Origin of the sequence: Ectorhizobium quercum (assembly GCF_026552795.1) — a bacterium.
Classification (GTDB): Bacteria; Pseudomonadota; Alphaproteobacteria; order Rhizobiales; family Rhizobiaceae; genus Ectorhizobium; species Ectorhizobium quercum.
Genome location: NZ_JANFPI010000003.1, coordinates 75,719 through 92,811, shown reverse-complemented (window position 1 = coordinate 92,811; position 17,093 = coordinate 75,719). Strand labels below are relative to the sequence as shown.

Here is a 17,093-nt window from a genome sequence, read left to right as displayed (position 1 = left end):
TTCCCCAGCTGGCCCGGTTTCCGGCATGACGGAAGCCGGGCCTTTTTTGGGTATGTCCGCAGGGCGAGCCGGACGGTGACGGCCTCTTGACGGTGGGACCTGCCTTGCGTAATGCGGTTCCGATTATCGGATTAATTCGGATGCCGCGTTTCACCGCAGGCGACGGGGGCAGCATGGCAAGACAATCGTCCAGCAATGTCGAACGCGGCGCGGAAATCCTTCTGGCGCTCGGCAATGCCGGCATGGGCGGCATGAGCCTTGCGGACATCGCCGAGGCGATCGGCGACGCCAAATCCGCCGTGCACCGGGCGCTGACGGGCCTTGCCCATTACGGTTTTGTCGAGCAGAGCGGCCGGCGCGGCAATTACAGGCTCGGAAGCGCGATCTATGCGCTGGCACAGCGCATGCCCGGCATCGGCGATCTGATCGATCTGTTCCGGCCGGCGCTGATTTCGATCACGGCGGGAACCGGCATTTCCAGCTTCCTGATGGCGCGCTCGGGCTTCGAATCCGTCTGCCTCGATTTTCAGCTCGGCGCCTCGCCGGTCCAGCCGCTGCTTTCGGGCGTCGGCGGACGTCTGCCGCTCGGCGTCGGCCATGCCGGCGTATGCATGATGGCGCGGATGGACAAGGAATCGCGGGAGCGCATCATCGAGATCAACGCGCCGCATTACGAGCAATGGCAGGTCGAACAGGACACGATCCGCGCGGAGATCGAGATGTTTCTGGACAAGGGCCATGTGATCGGCACGCGAAAGGCGGCCGGCCACGAGGTGTGGACGCTGTGCCTGGCGGCCGCTCCCGGCGACAACCGCTACGGCGAGACTGCCGTTTCGCTTCTGGCGCTCGCCAACAGCGTTTCGGACGAGGAATCGCAACGGTGCCTCACGCTGATGACCGAGGCCCTGCCCTACAAGTGGTTCGGCTTCAAGGCGTGACGCCGTCGCCGTAAAGCCCGGCGGGGCGATCAACTCTCCCCTCCCCGCCCTTGACCGGCCCTGCCCAAAGGGTCTAAGCCTTTAAGCGACCATTTCGTTGGGGTGCCTTCCGGCTGAGAGATGCGTGCGCGTCAACCCATTGAACCTGAACCGGGTAATACCTGCGTAGGAAACGGAATCTGGTACGTTGTGAAAGGGACACGCCAGCGTGTTCCGGCCCGTGAAGGCCCCCTCGCCTTCCCCCCGTTCGCGACGTTTCGATTTCCGTTCGGAAAGAGAGACGACATGACGAACCATCGATACGAAACCCGCCCGTTCACCCCATCCGCCCTCCTGCTTTCGCAAGGAGGCTGAGCCATGCGCATCACCGTTGTCGGCGCCGGCGTGGCCGGGCTTGCGGTTGCCACCGAGCTTGCCGACCGCGGCCATGCGGTGACGATCGTCGCCCGCAGCCCGGAGATCGGCATGGATGCCTGCTCGTGGTTTGCGGGCGGCATGCTTGCGCCCTGGTGCGAGGGCGAAAGCGCGGAAGAGCCCGTCGTCCGGCTGGGGCAGGAAGCGCTCGACTGGTGGGACAGGCATATCGACGGCGTGGTGCGCGAGGGCACGCTGGTCGTCGCCCATGACCGCGATGCCGCCGAACTGCGCCGTTTCGCCCGCCGTACGAGCCATTTCGAGACGCTGGATGCCGAAGGGATCGCCGGGTGCGAGCCGGATATGGAGGGCCGTTTCCGACAGGGGCTGTTCTTCTCCGGCGAAGGCCACCTCGACCCCCGCCATGCCCTGAAACGGCTTGCCGAACGGTTGCGCATGAAAGGCGCCGTCTTTCACCTCGGGACGGAGGCCGGTGCGGTGGAGACCGGTGCGGACATGACGGTCGATTGCCGCGGTCTTGCGGCGCGCGGCGATGTTGCCGGCCTGCGCGGCGTGCGCGGGGAGATGCTCGTGGTGCGGTCGCGCGACATCCACTTCAGCCGGCCCGTCCGTCTGCTGCATCCGCGGATTCCGCTTTATGTCGTTCCGCGCGGCGACGGCGTTCACATGATTGGCGCGACCATGATCGAAAGCGACGAAAAAGGCGGCATCAGCGTGCGCTCGACGCTGGAACTGCTCAATGCGGCCTATGCGCTGCATCCCGCCTTCGCGGAGGCCGAAATCCTCGAAACCGCCGCCGACCGCAGGCCCGCCTTCGCTGACAACCTGCCGCGCCTTATCCGGCGGGGTTCGACGCTTTATGCCAACGGCCTTTATCGTCACGGCTTCCTGCTCTCGCCCGCGCTCGCCCGCATGGTGGCGGAGGCCGTCGAACAACCCGAAACCCTTTCCGAACTGATGGAGGTGCCCGCATGAGAGTGATCCTCAACGGCGACCCGCACGAAACCGCGGCAGCTGCGCTCGACGCGCTGCTGGCCGAAATCGACCTGGCCGATGCAGTGGTCGCCACTGCCGTGAACGGTGAATTCGTGGCCGCCGAGGAGCGGCCGCAAACGACACTCCAGCCGGGCGACCAGATCGAGGTTCTCGCCCCCATGCAGGGAGGCTGACCATGCTCGAACTTTACGGCCAAAGGCTCGCAAGCCGCCTGCTGCTGGGCACGGCGCAATACCCCTCGCCGGCGATCCTCGCGGAAAGCGTGAAAGCGTCCGGCGCGGGGATCGTCACCGTCTCGCTGCGCCGGGAAAGCGGCAGCGCCCGCGCGGGCCAGGACTTCTGGGAACTCATCAGGGATCTCGGCGCGCGCATTCTTCCCAACACCGCCGGCTGTCATACGGCCCGGGAGGCGATCACCACCGCCCGCATGGCGCGCGAGGTGTTCGCCACCAACTGGATCAAGCTGGAAGTGATCGGCGAGCACGATACGCTGCAACCCGATCCGTTCGGGCTGGTGGAGGCCGCCCGCGTCCTGAGCGACGAGGGGTTCGAGGTGTTTCCCTATATGAACGACGATCTCGTCGTTGCCGACAGGCTGCTGGCGGCGGGATGCAGGGTGCTGATGCCCTGGGGCGCGCCGATCGGCTCGGGCCGCGGCCTCAACAATCCCTATGCGCTGAAAACCATGCGCGCCCACTTTCCCGACGTGCCGCTGATCGTCGATGCCGGAATCGGAACGCCGTCGCATGCGGCGGCGGCGATGGAACTGGGCTATGACGCCGTTCTCGTCAATACCGCCGTCGCCAAATCGGGCGACCCGGCCCGCATGGCGCGGGCCTTCGCACTGGCCATCGAGGCCGGCCGTGAGGGGTTCGAGGCCGATCCCATCGAGGCGCGGGACATGGCCGCCCCGTCGACCCCGGTCATCGGGAGGGCTTTCGTCTGATGAGGCTCGATCCCTTCTATCCGATCCTCGATTCCGCCGCATGGCTGGAGCGCCTCGTGCCGCTCGGCATCCGTCTGGTGCAACTGCGCATCAAGGACAGGCCGGAGGAGGTCCTGCGGGCGGACATCCGCACGGCGCGCGATCTGTGCGCCGCCCATGACTGCCAGCTCGTCGTCAACGACTATTGGCGGCTCGCGATCGAGGAAGGCTGCGACTTCATCCATCTCGGCCAGGAGGATCTGGACGCGGCCGATCTCGGGGCGATCCGCCGGGCGGGGCTGAAACTCGGCGTCAGCACCCATGACGACGGCGAACTTAGTCGCGCGCTCGCCGTCGGGCCGGACTATGTGGCACTCGGCCCCGTCTATCCGACGATCCTGAAGAAGATGCCCTGGGCGCCGCAGGGTCTGGAGCGTGTCGGCGAATGGAAGCGGCGGGTGGGCGACGTGCCGCTCGTCGGGATCGGCGGCATCAGCCTCGAACGCGCCGCGGGCGTGCTGGCGGCCGGTGCCGACATCGTCTCCGCCGTCACCGACATCACGCTGAACACCGATCCGGAAGCCCGCGTCCGGGCGTGGATCGCGGCAACACGGGAGTATGCGACATGACCCGTTACGACCGCCAGATGCTCGCCCCGCAGATGGGCGAAAAAGCCCAGGCCGCCCTGCGCTCGGCCCGCCTGCTCGTCGTCGGTCTCGGCGGCCTCGGCTGCCCGGCCCTTCTCTATCTTGCCGGTGCCGGCGCCGGACGGATCGTTCTGGTCGATGCCGACCGGGTGGAGCGCTCCAATCTCCACCGCCAGCCGCTCTACGGCGAAAGCGATATCGGCCGCCTCAAGGCCGAAGCGGCCCGCGACCGGCTGCGCGACCTGAACCCCGACGTGGAAACCGTTCCGGTCGCGGAAGCGCTGGATGCGGCCAATGCACCCCGGCTCGTCGCCGATGCCGATGTCGTGCTGGATTGCGCCGACAGCTTCGCCGTCACCTACACGCTGTCCGATACGTGCAAGGCGCTCGGCAAGCCGCTGATTTCCGCATCCGCCCTTGGCCTGACGGGCTATGTCGGCGGCTATTGCGGCACGGCGCCATCCGTGCGGGCGATCTTTCCCGATCTGCCGAACAATGTCACCACCTGTGCCACGGCCGGCGTGCTCGGCCCCCTCGTCGGCACGCTCGGCGCATTGCAGGCCCAGATGGCGGTCGCCGTCGTCACCGGCATGACGCCCTCGCCGCTCGGTCAGCTCGTGACGCTCGACCTCGAAGGTTATGGCTTCCGCTCCTTCCGCTTCGACAGGGCGAAGGAGCCGGAAGACGGCATATTTCCTTTCATCGCGCGGACGGAGCTTTCGCCGGGCGACCTTCTGATCGAGCTGCGGGACGAACGGGAAGCGCCGCACAGCCTGCGCCCCGATGCCTTGCGGCTCACGGTCGCGGATTTCCAGGCCGGTCCCGTATCGCTGCCGGATGCAAAACGGGTCGTGCTCTGCTGCCGCTCCGGGCTGCGCGCCTGGCGCGCGGCGAAGGCGCTCCGCCCCCATCGCGACGGCCCCCTCGCCCTTCTCGCCGCCGGGGACGCGGCCTGAACGGCCCGGCTAGCAGGCCTCAGCCGAGGGGCCCGGATTCGATGTTGGAGGCGATGCCGCGGATGATGCCGCTGCCATCTTCCCGGCGCAGCTCGTCATACCATGCCTGCGTCGCCGCGATGTCCTTCGCATGGGTCACGTCGCAACGCTTGCGGGCCCGCAGCACCAGTTCTCGGGCGCGCTCGTTACGGCGGTTCTGGTAGCGCACCAGCGCATCCTCGATGCCAAGCGTGTTGGTCTGGAGCGTTATGGCCAGAACCACGGCATCCTCCATCGCCATGCAGCCGCCCTGCCCGATATCCGGCGTGGTGTTGTGGGCAGAATCGCCGAGCAGCGCCACGCGTCCCTTCGCCCAGGTCATGAACGGGTCGATGTCATGGATCTCCACCCGGTTGGTGGTGTCCGGGTCGAGCCGCTCGATCAGGCGATGGACGGGCGGCGCCCATCCCGCGAAATAACCGCCGAGAAGCGATTTGTAGTGCGCCCGTTCGTTGGGAAGCCCGCTCGGCAGGGGAACGTCGAAGAAGAAATAGAAGCGGTTGCCCGCAATCGGCATGAGGGAGACGCGCTTGCCCTCGCCCACGAAGGTCGTCCACTGGCCCTTCGGCGCCAGCGCCTCGTCTATCGCGACGAGGCCGTTCCAGTTGACGTAGCCTGCATAGCGACGCTCGGGAGCCGCGCCGAGAATATGGCGGCGGACGATGGAATGCGCCCCGTCGGCGCCGATCAGCAGCGCGCCCGTATCGGACGTGCCGTCCTCGAAGCGCGCCGTCACCCGTTCGCCGTCGTCCTCCAGATCGACGAGCTTCGTGCCGAGGCTGATGTCCTCGAGGCCGAATTCGCGCATCAGCATCAGTTGCAGCTCGGCACGCGACACCGGATAGGGACGCTGGCCGACCTGCTCGATCAGCGGCCGGAGGCTGAACCCGGTCATGGTTTCGCCGCTCAGTCCGTCGACATAGGCCATCGCGTCCAGCCATCCGCCGATTTTGGCCACCTGTTTTTCAAGCCCGAGATAGTTCAGGCACTTGATGCCGTTGGACCAGACGGAAATGGCCGCGCCCACCGGCCGGATCTCCCGGACCTGCTCGTAGATCCGCACCTCGTGACCGATGCGCTTCAGGGCAATGCCCGCGCTGAGACCGCCGATACCCGCACCGATGATGATCACTTTCATGTGTCGCTAACCTGGCTGCCAAACACGATATCCGCCGAAAAGGGCGTGGTGGCCGGCGTCCATGTCGGCAACCGTTTCATGCCCGCAGTTTTCCGTTATTTTTCGCGTCGCACAAGACCGTATCGGTGCGATCCCCTTTTGGAACCGCTCATCCACAGGCAGGGATGGTGCGCGGCACCATATGCCGGATGGCGCTTTACAACCGGATGTGCGATAATGGTCGAAACGAGAGGACTGCAAAATCCGCAACGCACCGGAAAATCATGGTGAAGGACAGTATAGCCTGACGGTTGCGGCCGCTTCGGGCGTGTTTTCATTGTGGCTTGCCGTCCTCATGCTTCTGGCATCCTATGGCGGATGGCAGAGCGCCGATACGACCCGCGTGCAGTCGGCCTCCGCCGCATCGGGCGCAAATTCCTCGCTCATCTTCGGAACGCGCGATGCCGTGCGGGTGGTTCTCACCGCCGAAGTGCAGCAGAGCAACAAGGTGCGGGCCTTCGACATGCCCGACGCCTTTGCCGGCGCCAGCGGCCCCGAATTGCCCGAGCCGGCGTGGGGCAACACGGTTGCCACCCGCTCGGGCGAGATCGTTCATGCCGCCAGTTCCAGTGTCTTTCATCCCCGCGCCCCTCCGGCGCCGCCTGCCCTGACATAAAACCCGGCCCCTACGGCCCGCAGTCAACGCGGCAGACCGGTTCGCGCGCCTGTCCACCGGCACCGCCCACTTGGATGAACGACATTGAAGAATTCCCCCTGGAAGGTGCTGACCTATGCGGTCATCATCCTCGTCGGAGTGCTGGTGGCGCTCCCCAATATCCTTTCCGACCGGACGCTGGAGGCCCTGCCCGGCTGGCTGCCGCACCAGAAGGTTTCGCTCGGCCTTGACCTGCGCGGCGGATCGCATCTCGTCCTCGAGGTGGACCGCCCGTCGCTTGAGAACGAATGGCTGCAAAGCCTGACGCAGGACGCGCGCTCGAGCCTGCGCGAGGCGGGCATCGAGACCCGGTCCGTGCAGCGCCAGGGCGGCATGGTCGTGGTGACGGTGATCGACCCGGCCAAGCGCGACGCCGCACGGCTGGAACTGGAAAAACTCGGCAATCCGGTCCAGTCCGGCGTGACGACGGCGAACGAGCTGACGATCGCAACGCCGGCCGCCGACAGGATCACGCTGCGTCCCTCCGAAGCGGGCATCACCTACCGCATGAGCAATGCCGTCCAGCAGAGCCTCGAGATCATCCGCCAGCGCGTCGACCAGGTCGGCGTCGCGGAACCCACGATCCAGCGTGTCGGCGGAGACCGCGTTCTCGTCCAGCTTCCGGGCGAGCAGGACCCTTCCAGCCTGCGCGCGCTGCTCGGCTCCACCGCGAAGATGAGCTTCCATATGTTGGGCGTGGAGGGCCAGCCCGGCGTTCGTCTCCTGCCGGATAACCAGGGCCACACCTATCCGATCCAGGACCGCGTCCTGCTGTCCGGCGACCGGCTGACGGATGCGCGCGTCGCATTCGATCCGCAGACCAGCCAGCCGGTGGTCAATTTCCGCTTCGACCAGACCGGTGCGACACGCTTCGCCCAGATCACGCGGGAAAATGTCGGCCAGCCGTTCGCCATCGTCCTCGACGGAAAAGTGCTGAGCGCGCCGGTCATCCGCGAGCCGATCACCGGCGGCTCCGGGCAGATATCCGGCTCCTTCACCGCCGAGGAGGCCACCACGCTGGCCGCCCTGCTGCGCGCCGGCGCCCTGCCCGCCAAGCTGACGGTCATCGAGGAACGCACCGTCGGCGCCGATCTCGGCAGCGACGCCATCGAGATGGGGATTATGTCCGGCCTCGTCGGCTTCGCGCTGGTGGTCGTCTTCATCATCGCGCTTTACGGCGCATGGGGAACGCTGGCCGTCATCGCGCTCACCCTGAACGTCATCCTGACCTTCGCCGGGCTGACGCTGATCGGAGCGACGCTGACCCTGCCCGGCATCGCCGGTATCGTCCTCGGCATCGGGTTGGCGGTCGACGCCAACGTGCTGATCAACGAACGCATCCGGGAGGAGACCCGCAAAGGCAGGGGCGCGTTCGCCGCCATCGACCTCGGCTTCAACAAGGCCTATTCGACCATCATCGACAGCAATGTCACCGCGCTCATCGCCACGGTCCTGCTCTTCTGGTTCGGCTCCGGTCCGGTGCGCGGCTTTGCCGTGACGATGGGGCTCGGCATTGCGATCTCGATGTTCACCGCCGTGTCCGTCGTGCGCGTGGCGATGGTCGCCATCGCTACACGACGCCGGCTGAAGACCATCAACATCCGCCCTCTTCTTCCCTTCAGCCTGATCCGCGACGGAACGAAGATCGACTTCATGAAGGCCCGGATGTTCGGCATCGGCGTCTCGGCCTTCCTGTCGATCTCCTCGATCATCCTGTTCATCACGCCCGGCCTGAATTACGGGGTCGATTTCAAGGGCGGCATCCAGATCGAGGTTTCGACCGGGGAGCCCGCCGATCTCGGCCGTTTCCGCGCCGGCCTCGAAAGCCTCGGCCTCGGGGAGGTCGCGTTGCAGGAATTCGGCGACAGCAGCCATATGCTGCTGCGTCTCGAACGGCAGCCGGGTCCGGAAACGGCCCAGACCGAAGCCGTCTCCAAGGTCAGGGCCAAGATCGCGGAAATCGACGCGAGCGCAAAGATCGAGCGCACGGAAGTGGTCGGCCCGAAGGTCAGCAGTGAGCTGGCGACCGCCGGTATCCTGTCCGTCGTGCTCGCAAGCCTTGCCATGCTCGCCTACATCTGGTTCCGTTTCGACTGGCCCTTCGCCGTGGGCGCGATCGCGACCCTTGTTCTCGACGTGACGAAAACCATCGGCTTCTTCGCGCTGACCGGGCTCGACTTCAACCTGACCGCGATTGCGGCCCTGCTGACGCTTGTCGGCTATTCGGTCAACGACAAGGTGGTGGTCTACGACCGGATGCGGGAAAACATGCGTCTTTACAAGAGCATGCCGTTCCGCGACCTGATCAACCTGTCGATCAACGAAACGCTGGCCCGAAGCCTCTACACATCGGCAACCGCCTTCCTCGCCATGCTGCCGATGGCGATCTGGGGCGGAAGCGCGGTGGAAAGCTTCGCCGTTCCGATGGTGTTCGGCATCTTCATCGCGGCCTCCTCGTCGGTCTTCATCGCCGCGCCGATCCTGTTGTTCCTCGGCGACTGGCGGGCACGCCACCGCAAGAAGCAGGCCGCGAACGGCGAACTGGTGGTCGATGCCGCGGTCCGGTAGGACGGATGGATTGCACGATGGAGGGACGGGCTGCGGCCCGTCCCGGCCATTCCGGCGGCCGGGGAACCAGGCCTTCGGAATCCGGGATCAGAACTCCCACGGATCGATCAGCGTCAATCCGGTGCCGGCAAAATCCTTCATGTTGCGGGTGGCCAGCCGGCCGCCGTTCACTTGGGCGACAGCGGCGATCATTCCATCCTGCGCCGACATGGGGCGGCCTTCCAGAACGGCTTTCCCCATGATGTCGCCATAGGCCAGGGCCGCTTCTTCCGTCAGTCCGAAAACCCGGCCGGCGAAGCGTCGGCGCCATTCGTCGAGACCCTGCTCCAGCCGCACGGCTCTCTGGTCGGCGCGGATCTTGCGAATGCCGAAGGCGATTTCGGCGATGACCACAGTCGACAGCGCAAGCTCCGGGTCGAAGCGGACCAGCCAGGCAATGACATTTTCGGACGGCGCCTTCTTCAGGGTTTCCGAAATGACGTTCGTGTCGAGGAAGATCACAGGTCCGGCCCCGAATGCGGTTTTCTGCCTTCCCGAATCGCCGCTTCGAGATCGATTTCCTCGCCGAAGCTCCGCGAAACGCGGCGGTAGAAGCTGGCGGCGGGCTCGCGGCCCGTTTCCCGCGCCTCGTAGACTTCAAGCGCCCTCTCGACGATATCCGCGATCGAGCGGTTTTCCCGCCGGGCGAGACGATGGGCCAGATCGCGCGCACGCGCGCTGCGGACGGAAAGTTGAGGTTCTGCCATCCCGGCCTCCTTTGCTTTTCATGGCAAGATAGGCCGGGAATGCGGCGCCATCAAGATGGCAGGTGATGGCTTGTGTGAAAACATAGAAAAGCGCCGCGGATTTTTACGCGGCCTGCCGAAAGCATTCCGGACGCAAGACGGTCTGGCGCAGATTCTAGTAGAAGGTGGCGATGCGGCGTCCACCGAAGGTGTGGACCTCGAAGGGTGTTCCGAAGATTTCCTCCAGCACGTCGGGCTGGACGATTTCGTCGGGAGCGCCCTGGCGGATCACCTTGCCGTCCTGCATGGCGACGATGTAGTTGGAATAGACGGCGGCGAAATTGATATCGTGGATGACCACGACCACCGTCTTGCCCAGATCGCTGGCGGCGCGGGCGAGAAGCCGCATCATCGAGACGGCATGCTTCATGTCGAGATTGTTCAGCGGTTCGTCGAACAGAACGTAATCCGTATCCTGACAGAGCACCATCGCGACGAAAGCCCGCTGCCGCTGGCCGCCGGAGAGTTCGTCGAGAAAGCGTTCGGAAAGCGCGCCGAGGCCGAGATAGTCGATGGCGTCGTCGACGTGGCGCAGGTCCTGCGCGGTCAGCCGTCCCCTGGAATGCGGATAGCGCCCGAAGGAAACGAGATCGCGGACGGTGAGCCGGGCGGCGACGTGATTGTCCTGCCTGAGGATCGACAGGCGCCGCGCCAGCACGTCGCCGGGCGTCTTCGTCACGTCGAGGCCGTCGACGGTGACGCTGCCGGCCGACATCGGCATGAGGCGCGCGATCATCGACAGCAGCGTGGACTTTCCGGCGCCGTTCGGACCGACGATCGAGGTCAGCCCGCCGCGGGGCAGGTTCAGCGTCACGCCGTCGACAACGGGCTTGTTGCCGTAGGTCTTGCTGACGTTGGAGATTTCGATCATCGGGACCCTCCCTTGATGAGGTAGAGGATAAAGAACAGTCCGCCGGCGAATTCGATGACGATGGAAAGGGCCGTATCGAAGGCGAAGACACGCTCCAGTACGACCTGGCCGCCGACCAGGGTGATGACGGCGATCAGGACGGCGGCGGGCAGTACATGCCGGTGCCGGCCGCTGGGCATGACGAGATAGGCGAGATTGGCGACGAGCAGGCCGAAGAACGTGACGGGCCCGACCAGCGCCGTGGAGATCGAGACGAGAATGGCCACCATGACGAGGATGGCGGTGGTGACGTGCCTGTAGTCCACCCCGAGGCCGATGGCCGCCTCGCGTCCCAGCGAGAGGACGTCGAACGTATGGAAATAGCGCGTCATGGCCAGCGCCACGGCGGCCATTCCCAGCGTGGCGATGCCGAGCAGGCTCGTATCGACCGCGTTGAAGCTTGCGAAGAGCGTGTCTTGCAGCACCACGAAATCGTTGGGATCGATGATGCGCTGGAGGAAGCCCGAGATGCTGCGGAAGAAGACGCCGAACACGACGCCGACCAGCATGAGAAGATGAAGGCTGCGCGTTCCTCCCGAAAACAGGAGGCGGTAGAGAACGAGCGAGAACAGCACCATCAGGACGACGTTGCCGGCGAACATCAGGCGCGGATCGACGGCGGATGCGGCTGCTGCCCCGATCAGGAAGACGATGACGGTCTGCACCAGCGCGTAAAGCGCGTCGAACCCCATGATCGAGGGGGTGAGGATGCGGTTGCCGGTGATGGTCTGGAACAGAACCGTCGAAACGGCGATGGCCGTTGCGATGAGGACGAGAGCGGCCAGTTTCTGTCCGCGGAAGGACAGCACGAAGCTCCAGCTTCCCCGCGCGCCGAGCGTCATGAAACAGGCGATCGCAATCAGCGCCAGAACGGCAAGCAGGGCCAGCACGAAAAGCGGCGACCGGGATTTCGCATCATGCCGCACGGGATTGTTTCCTCAACAGCAGATAGAGGAAGAAGCCGCTGCCGATGACGCCAAGCACGGTGCCCACCGGAATCTCGTAGGGCGCGTTGACCGTGCGGCCGACGATATCGCAGGCCAGCACGAGGGCCGCGCCGGAAAGCGCGATCCACGGCAGCGTGCGTCGCAGGGCGTCGCCCATGATCATGCTGACCACATTGGGCACGATCAGGCCGAGGAAGGGCACCATGCCCGCGCTGACGACGACGGAGGCCGTGACCATCGAGACGATGCCGAGGCCGAGCGCCATGACCCGCGTGTAGTTCAGGCCGAGATTGGTGGAGAAATCCTCGCCGAGACCGGCGACGGTGAAGCGGTCGGCGGCGATGTAGGCCATCACCGTCATGGCGAAGGAGAACCAGAGAAGTTCGTAGCGGCCGCGCAGCACGGCGGAGAAGTCCCCGGTCATCCATGCGCCGAGCGATTGCTGCATGTTGTAGCGATAGGCGAAGAAGGTCGTGATGGCGGAAATGACCCCGCCGAGCATGATGCCGATCAACGGCACCATGAGGACCGACCGCAGGGGAATGCGGCGGAGGATGGCGAGAAACAGCAGCGTGCCGGCCAGCGCGAAGGCGGCCGCGACCAGCATTTTCAGAAAGACCGGCAGGCCGGGAGCGAGGAGAAGGACGGTCAGGATGCCGAGGCCCGCCGATTCCACCGTGCCGGCGGTCGAGGGCTCGACGAAGCGGTTGCGGGCGAGCATCTGCATGATCGTTCCGGCGACAGCCATGCCGGAACCCGCGAAGATCAGCGCGACGGTGCGCGGCACCCGGCTTTCCACCAGTATCATCGCCGCCCGGGCGTCGCCGTTCAGCAGCGTCGACAGCGAAACGCTGCTGACGCCGGTAAACAGGCTGGCGACGGCCAGCGGCAGAAGGACGACGACGATGAACAGCAGGAGGCGCACGGGTTCTGGGGTCTCCATAACGGCAATGCAGCCACGCGGGTCTCGCGCGGCTGCAACAGGCCGGAAAATCGATGCGTTTCGCGATCAGCCCTCGTTCAATGCTTCGGTCAGTTCGTCGACCGTCTTCTGCATCGACGTCAGGCCGCCGGGAGCGATATACCAGAGCACGCTGTCGACATAGACGATCTTGCCGTTCTTCGAAGCCGCGGTCTGGCGCACGATCTCGTTGTCGAGAAGCTTGGCTGCGGCTTCGCCGGCCTGCTGGCCGATGGCGGCATCGCGGTCGAGGACAACGATCGTGTCCGGGTTGGTTTCGAGGATGAATTCGAAGGACATCGGCTGGCCGTGGTTCGCCGGGCGGGCGCCACCCGCGGCCTGCTGACCTCCTTGGGGACGCTGCCCGCCCTGCGGGCGTTCCCCCTCCCCGCGTGCGGGCAGAGCCACCGGCTCGAAGCCGAAATCGGTGAAGATCAGGCCGAAGCGCGATCCGGGGCCGAAGGCGCTCATGCGCCCGCCGGTCGTCAGGAGGAAAAGCGTCTTGCCGGCGGAGGGCGCCTTTTCCTTGAGTTCGGCCGTCGTGGTGTTGAGCTTTTCGATCAGCGCATCGGCTTCGTGCTGCTTGCCGAACAGCGTCGCCAGCGTGCGGGCATTGCCCTCGGCGCTCTTCAGGAAGTCGGTATTGTCGATCGACATGTCGATGGTCGGGGCGATCTTGGACAGGTCGCCATATTTCGCCGAGGAGCGGCCACCGACGATGATCAGGTCCGGTTCAGCGGCTGCGACCGCCTCGAAATCGGGTTCGAACAGCGTGCCGACTTCCTGCACCTTGCCGCCCGCGAAATCGGCGAGATAGTCCGGCTTGTTGCCGGAGGGAACGCCGACGATGCCCGAGACGCCAAGCGCGGTCAGCGTGTCGAGGGAGGCGAGATCGAAAACGACGATCTTGGCCGGATTTTCCGGAACGGCCGTTTCACCCTGGGCATGCCTGACGGTGATGTCCGCGGCGAACGCGGGCAAGGTGACGAGCGCTGCCGCAAACCCGATGAGCGCGGCTTTCATTCCTGTGGTGAACATGGTGAACGGTGTCCCTGTTGACGACGATCCGCCGGGTCTGGACGGGGCGAAAACCCCGCTGGCCACGGCTAAACCTGAGTGTGACGCCATACTTATTGGCAGGTTTTCGCATCGTCAACCTTCGAAACCGCTCCGGCCGCCGCCGCCGCGCCATGTCGCGGGCCGGTCGCGGCACGGCGGAGCAATGGCGCATTGCCGCGAATTGCGAAAAAGCTCTATGCTTTTGTTTTCACGCAATTGGGGGCGGAAAGCCGCTTCGGACATCTGCCACAATTGCTTCAACCGTGAAGAAAACCCCGGGGAATTTATCCGGTTCATTTTTCCGTGATTGTCAGCAGGCTGCCGATCAGGCCGAGCGGATGGCGGGCCTCCCGGTCCGCAAGGCGTTCCGTCTGGCAGCGGCAGGAAAAACCGGTGGCGAGGAGCGGTTCCGCGCCTGCGTCCGCATGCTTTTTCCACGACAGGTCGAACAGCCGGAGCGACACCGTCTGGTGCCGCTTCTGGTGGCCGAAGAGACCGGCCATTCCGCAACATCCCGTTGCCGGCGTCGAAAGCGTGACGCCGAGCGCGGCGAAGACCTCCGCCCACATCGCACCCGCCTTCGGCTGCGCCGTCGCTTCGGTGCAATGGCTGAGAAGCCGTGCGGATACGCCGTTCCCGGCCTTGGGCCATGTCCGGCCGTTCTTCAGGTCGCGGACGAGGAATTCCTGCGGCAGCAGAACCTCCGGCACCGGCTGGCCGGCCTTCGGGTAATCCTGCCGCAGCATCATGACGAAGGCGGGGTCGAGACCGATCATCGGCGCGCCGGTGGCCGCCCCGCGCTTCAGCGCGTCGGCCAGCGGGGTGGCCAGTCGCCTGAAACCGGCAAGGTCGCCGAAGTTCAGCGCTGCCTTTCCGGCGGGCAGCATCTCGACGAACAGCGGCCTGTAGCCAAGCGCGGTCAGGCCGGACAGGGCGTCGCGCTGCACGGCCTCGTCGAACAGGGCGGTGAACCAGTCCTGCCAGACCAGCACGGCATTGTCCGGAAGGGGTGCGCGGCCAAGGTCGGCTGCGGCGATGCGGGCGGAGGCCGGCAGGGGCTGGGCGATCGCATCCGGCAGGTCCACCGCGTCCATCAGCCATTGCGACAGGGCGCGCAGCAGCGGCCAGACCGGGCGGGCAAGCGGCGCGAGCATCACCTGAAGCGGGCTCAACCGCTCGGCCAGAAGCGTGATGCGGTCGGCGAAGGGACGGGCGTTGCGGGCATAGTAATCGGCGTAGAAGGCAGTCCGCATCTGCGGAATGTCCACCTGCACGGGACAGGTCGAGGCACAGGCCTTGCAGCCGAGGCAGGTGTCGAGCGTGCCGAGCAGGTCGGCCTCGTCCACGCCCGCCGTGCCCCCGTCGCGTTCGGCCTTCCAAGCGCGAAGCGCATCGGCGCGGCCTTTCGGCGAATGGCGCACGTCGGCCGAAGCCTTGAAGGAGGGGCACATCGGCGTGGCCGCCGCATAGCTCAGACATTGCGCATTGCCGTTGCAGCGAAAGGCCTTTTCCAGCGCATCGCCGGCAGCGCCATTGAACGGCCGGAAATTCGTGGTGGCGATGCCCATGATGTCGTCGCGCGGGCTGACCAGCTTGCCGGGGTTGAAGCGGCCGCGGGGATCGAAGGCGGCCTTGACGCCCTGAAGCGCGCGATAGGCGTCCGGGCCGATCCAGTCGGCCAGATAGGCGCCGCGCACGCCCTTGCCGTGCTCGCCCCAGAAGATGCCGCCATACTTGCGCGTCAGCCCGTAGACGGCATCGGATACGGAGACCAGCTTGGCCCGGTCGGCCTCGGCATCGATGTCGAGCGCCGGACGGATATGCAGGCAGCCGACATCCACATGGCCGTAGATGCCGAAGCCGAGCCCGTGCGCCGTCAGCACCGCGAGGAATTCGTCGAGAAAGGCCGGGAGGTTTTCCGGCGGCACCACGCAATCCTCGACGAAGGCGACCGGCCGGGCCCGGCCGTCCACCTTGCCGAGCAGGCCGACGCCGGCCGAGCGGATCGCCCAGAGCTCGCGGATTTCCGCAAGGTCCTGCGCCACATGGATCGCACCGATGCCGGGAAGCGTGGCCAGCCGGTCGCGGCAGGCGGCGAGCCGGCGTTCCAGAAGCGCTGCGTCGTCGCCGTTGAACTCGATGAACACATAGGCCACACGGGCGCCGCCTTCCGGACGCAGGGCCGGCGGCAGGCGCGAGAGGATGCCGGCCTCTCCGGCGATCTTCTGCACCCATTCGTCCATTACCTCGATGGCGGTGGGTCCGTCGGCCAGAAGCGGGGTGGCGGATGCGAGCGCCTCGCGGAAGGAGGAAAAGCCGGCGACGATCAGCCGCTTTTCGGCCTCGATGCGACGCAGCTTCACGCGGATGCGGCTCATCAGGCCGAGCGTGCCCTCGGCCCCGAGGAAGAGACGCCACCATTCGAAGTCGCCGTTCTCGCGACAGGCGCGCTCCAGATCATAGCCGGTGAAGCGGCGGTTGAGCCTCGGCGTATTGGCGATGAAGGCGTCGCGCCCGGCCCGCGCCGACGCTTCGGCGGCCTCCAGCATGGGCGCGGCCCAGGCGGGCGCGGGTTCGAAACTGGCAAGCAGGCCTTCGGGCCGGGCGATCTCCATGCCCGCGATGTTGTCGGACGTCTTGCCGTAGACGCGCGACCCCTTCCCCGACGCGTCGGTCGAGACCATGCCGCCGACCGTGCAGCGCGTGGAGGTCGAGGTTTCCGGGGCGAAGAAAAGCCCGTGCGGGCGAAGCTGCTCGTTGAGATCGTCGAGGACGATGCCCGGCTCTACCTCAGCCCATTGCCCGGCGACGTCGACGGCGATCAGCCGGTTCATGTGCCGGCGCATGTCGACGATGACACCGCGATTGAGGCTCTGGCCGTTGGTGCCGGTGCCGCCGCCGCGCGCCGTCAGGCCTATGCCGTCGAATTCGGGCCGTTCCAGCACGGCGAGAAGCGTCACCAGATCGGCGGCGCCGCGCGGTGAAACGATCAGGTCCGGGAAAATCTGGTAGACCGAATTGTCGGTCGACATGGCGGCGCGCAACGCGCTGTTCGTCTCGATCTCGCCGCCAAAACCTTCCGCGGCGAGGGCATCGGCAAGGCGATGGATGGCTTCCGGGGCTTTGATCTGCATGAACGGATGTCCTCTGCGGCG

At 66.0% G+C, this 17,093-nt stretch carries 16 protein-coding genes and 1 riboswitch; of the genes, 8 read left to right on the top strand and 8 right to left on the bottom strand.

The window, feature by feature from the left end:
* Positions 1 to 173: 173 nt before the first annotated feature.
* The 6 genes from NOF55_RS09065 to NOF55_RS09040 all read left to right on the top strand — a co-directional run bounded on the left by NOF55_RS09065 (position 174) and on the right by NOF55_RS09040 (position 4,837).
* Positions 174 to 938: an IclR family transcriptional regulator gene (locus tag NOF55_RS09065; protein WP_306411046.1), complete on the top strand. Its 765-nt coding sequence runs from the start codon at positions 174 to 176 to the stop codon at positions 936 to 938.
* Between the two features lie 88 nt (positions 939 to 1,026).
* Positions 1,027 to 1,127: riboswitch (TPP riboswitch) on the top strand.
* Between the two features lie 168 nt (positions 1,128 to 1,295).
* Entirely contained in the window at positions 1,296 to 2,288 is a 993-nt protein-coding gene (gene thiO, locus NOF55_RS09060) for a glycine oxidase ThiO (RefSeq protein WP_306411045.1), read from the top strand.
* Positions 2,285 to 2,482 (top strand): sulfur carrier protein ThiS, encoded by a 198-nt coding sequence (thiS, locus tag NOF55_RS09055; protein WP_306411044.1) that lies wholly within the window; start codon positions 2,285 to 2,287, stop codon positions 2,480 to 2,482. The genes thiO and thiS overlap by 4 nt, the downstream gene beginning before the upstream one ends.
* Positions 2,483 to 2,484: 2 nt before the next feature.
* On the top strand, positions 2,485 to 3,255 hold the full coding sequence (locus tag NOF55_RS09050) for a thiazole synthase (protein ID WP_306411043.1): 771 nt from the start codon (positions 2,485 to 2,487) through the stop codon (positions 3,253 to 3,255).
* On the top strand, positions 3,252 to 3,863 hold the full coding sequence (locus tag NOF55_RS09045) for a thiamine phosphate synthase (protein WP_306411674.1): 612 nt from the start codon (positions 3,252 to 3,254) through the stop codon (positions 3,861 to 3,863). The genes NOF55_RS09050 and NOF55_RS09045 overlap by 4 nt, the downstream gene beginning before the upstream one ends.
* On the top strand, positions 3,860 to 4,837 hold the full coding sequence (locus NOF55_RS09040) for a HesA/MoeB/ThiF family protein (protein ID WP_306411042.1): 978 nt from the start codon (positions 3,860 to 3,862) through the stop codon (positions 4,835 to 4,837). Before NOF55_RS09045 ends, NOF55_RS09040 begins: the two co-directional genes overlap by 4 nt.
* A 19-nt stretch (positions 4,838 to 4,856) precedes the next feature.
* Here the strand turns inward: NOF55_RS09040 and hpxO are convergent, their stop codons facing one another.
* On the bottom strand, positions 4,857 to 6,014 hold the full coding sequence (gene hpxO, locus NOF55_RS09035; RefSeq protein ID WP_306411041.1) for an FAD-dependent urate hydroxylase HpxO: 1,158 nt from the start codon (positions 6,012 to 6,014) through the stop codon (positions 4,857 to 4,859).
* Between the two features lie 316 nt (positions 6,015 to 6,330).
* Here hpxO and NOF55_RS09030 point away from each other — a divergent pair, with 316 nt between their 5' ends.
* Positions 6,331 to 6,669: a hypothetical protein gene (locus tag NOF55_RS09030; protein ID WP_306411040.1), complete on the top strand. Its 339-nt coding sequence runs from the start codon at positions 6,331 to 6,333 to the stop codon at positions 6,667 to 6,669.
* Between the two features lie 84 nt (positions 6,670 to 6,753).
* Complete coding sequence (gene secD / locus NOF55_RS09025) at positions 6,754 to 9,276, top strand: protein translocase subunit SecD (RefSeq protein ID WP_306411039.1); 2,523 nt, start codon at positions 6,754 to 6,756, stop codon at positions 9,274 to 9,276.
* Positions 9,277 to 9,363: 87 nt separating this feature from the next.
* On the opposite strand, the gene NOF55_RS09020 is transcribed toward secD, so the two are convergent.
* From NOF55_RS09020 to NOF55_RS08990, 7 genes are all read right to left on the bottom strand, one after another.
* Positions 9,364 to 9,777, bottom strand: a complete 414-nt coding sequence (locus NOF55_RS09020; protein WP_306411038.1) for a type II toxin-antitoxin system VapC family toxin — start codon at positions 9,775 to 9,777, stop codon at positions 9,364 to 9,366.
* A complete protein-coding gene (locus NOF55_RS09015; protein WP_306411037.1) occupies positions 9,774 to 10,022 on the bottom strand; it encodes a type II toxin-antitoxin system VapB family antitoxin in 249 nt (82 codons plus the stop codon). Before NOF55_RS09015 ends, NOF55_RS09020 begins: the two co-directional genes overlap by 4 nt.
* A 154-nt stretch (positions 10,023 to 10,176) precedes the next feature.
* Complete coding sequence (locus NOF55_RS09010; protein WP_306411036.1) at positions 10,177 to 10,932, bottom strand: iron ABC transporter ATP-binding protein; 756 nt, start codon at positions 10,930 to 10,932, stop codon at positions 10,177 to 10,179.
* Positions 10,929 to 11,897 (bottom strand): iron chelate uptake ABC transporter family permease subunit, encoded by a 969-nt coding sequence (locus tag NOF55_RS09005; RefSeq protein WP_306411035.1) that lies wholly within the window; start codon positions 11,895 to 11,897, stop codon positions 10,929 to 10,931. The genes NOF55_RS09010 and NOF55_RS09005 overlap by 4 nt, the downstream gene beginning before the upstream one ends.
* The gene (locus NOF55_RS09000; protein ID WP_370868961.1) at positions 11,887 to 12,843 is read right to left on the bottom strand and encodes an ABC transporter permease; all 957 of its coding nucleotides are present in this window, start codon (positions 12,841 to 12,843) and stop codon (positions 11,887 to 11,889) included. The genes NOF55_RS09005 and NOF55_RS09000 overlap by 11 nt, the downstream gene beginning before the upstream one ends.
* A gap of 84 nt (positions 12,844 to 12,927) precedes the next feature.
* Positions 12,928 to 13,917: a siderophore ABC transporter substrate-binding protein gene (locus NOF55_RS08995; protein WP_306411033.1), complete on the bottom strand. Its 990-nt coding sequence runs from the start codon at positions 13,915 to 13,917 to the stop codon at positions 12,928 to 12,930.
* Between the two features lie 314 nt (positions 13,918 to 14,231).
* Positions 14,232 to 17,072 (bottom strand): FAD-binding and (Fe-S)-binding domain-containing protein, encoded by a 2,841-nt coding sequence (locus NOF55_RS08990; RefSeq protein ID WP_306411032.1) that lies wholly within the window; start codon positions 17,070 to 17,072, stop codon positions 14,232 to 14,234.
* Positions 17,073 to 17,093: the final 21 nt, after the last annotated feature.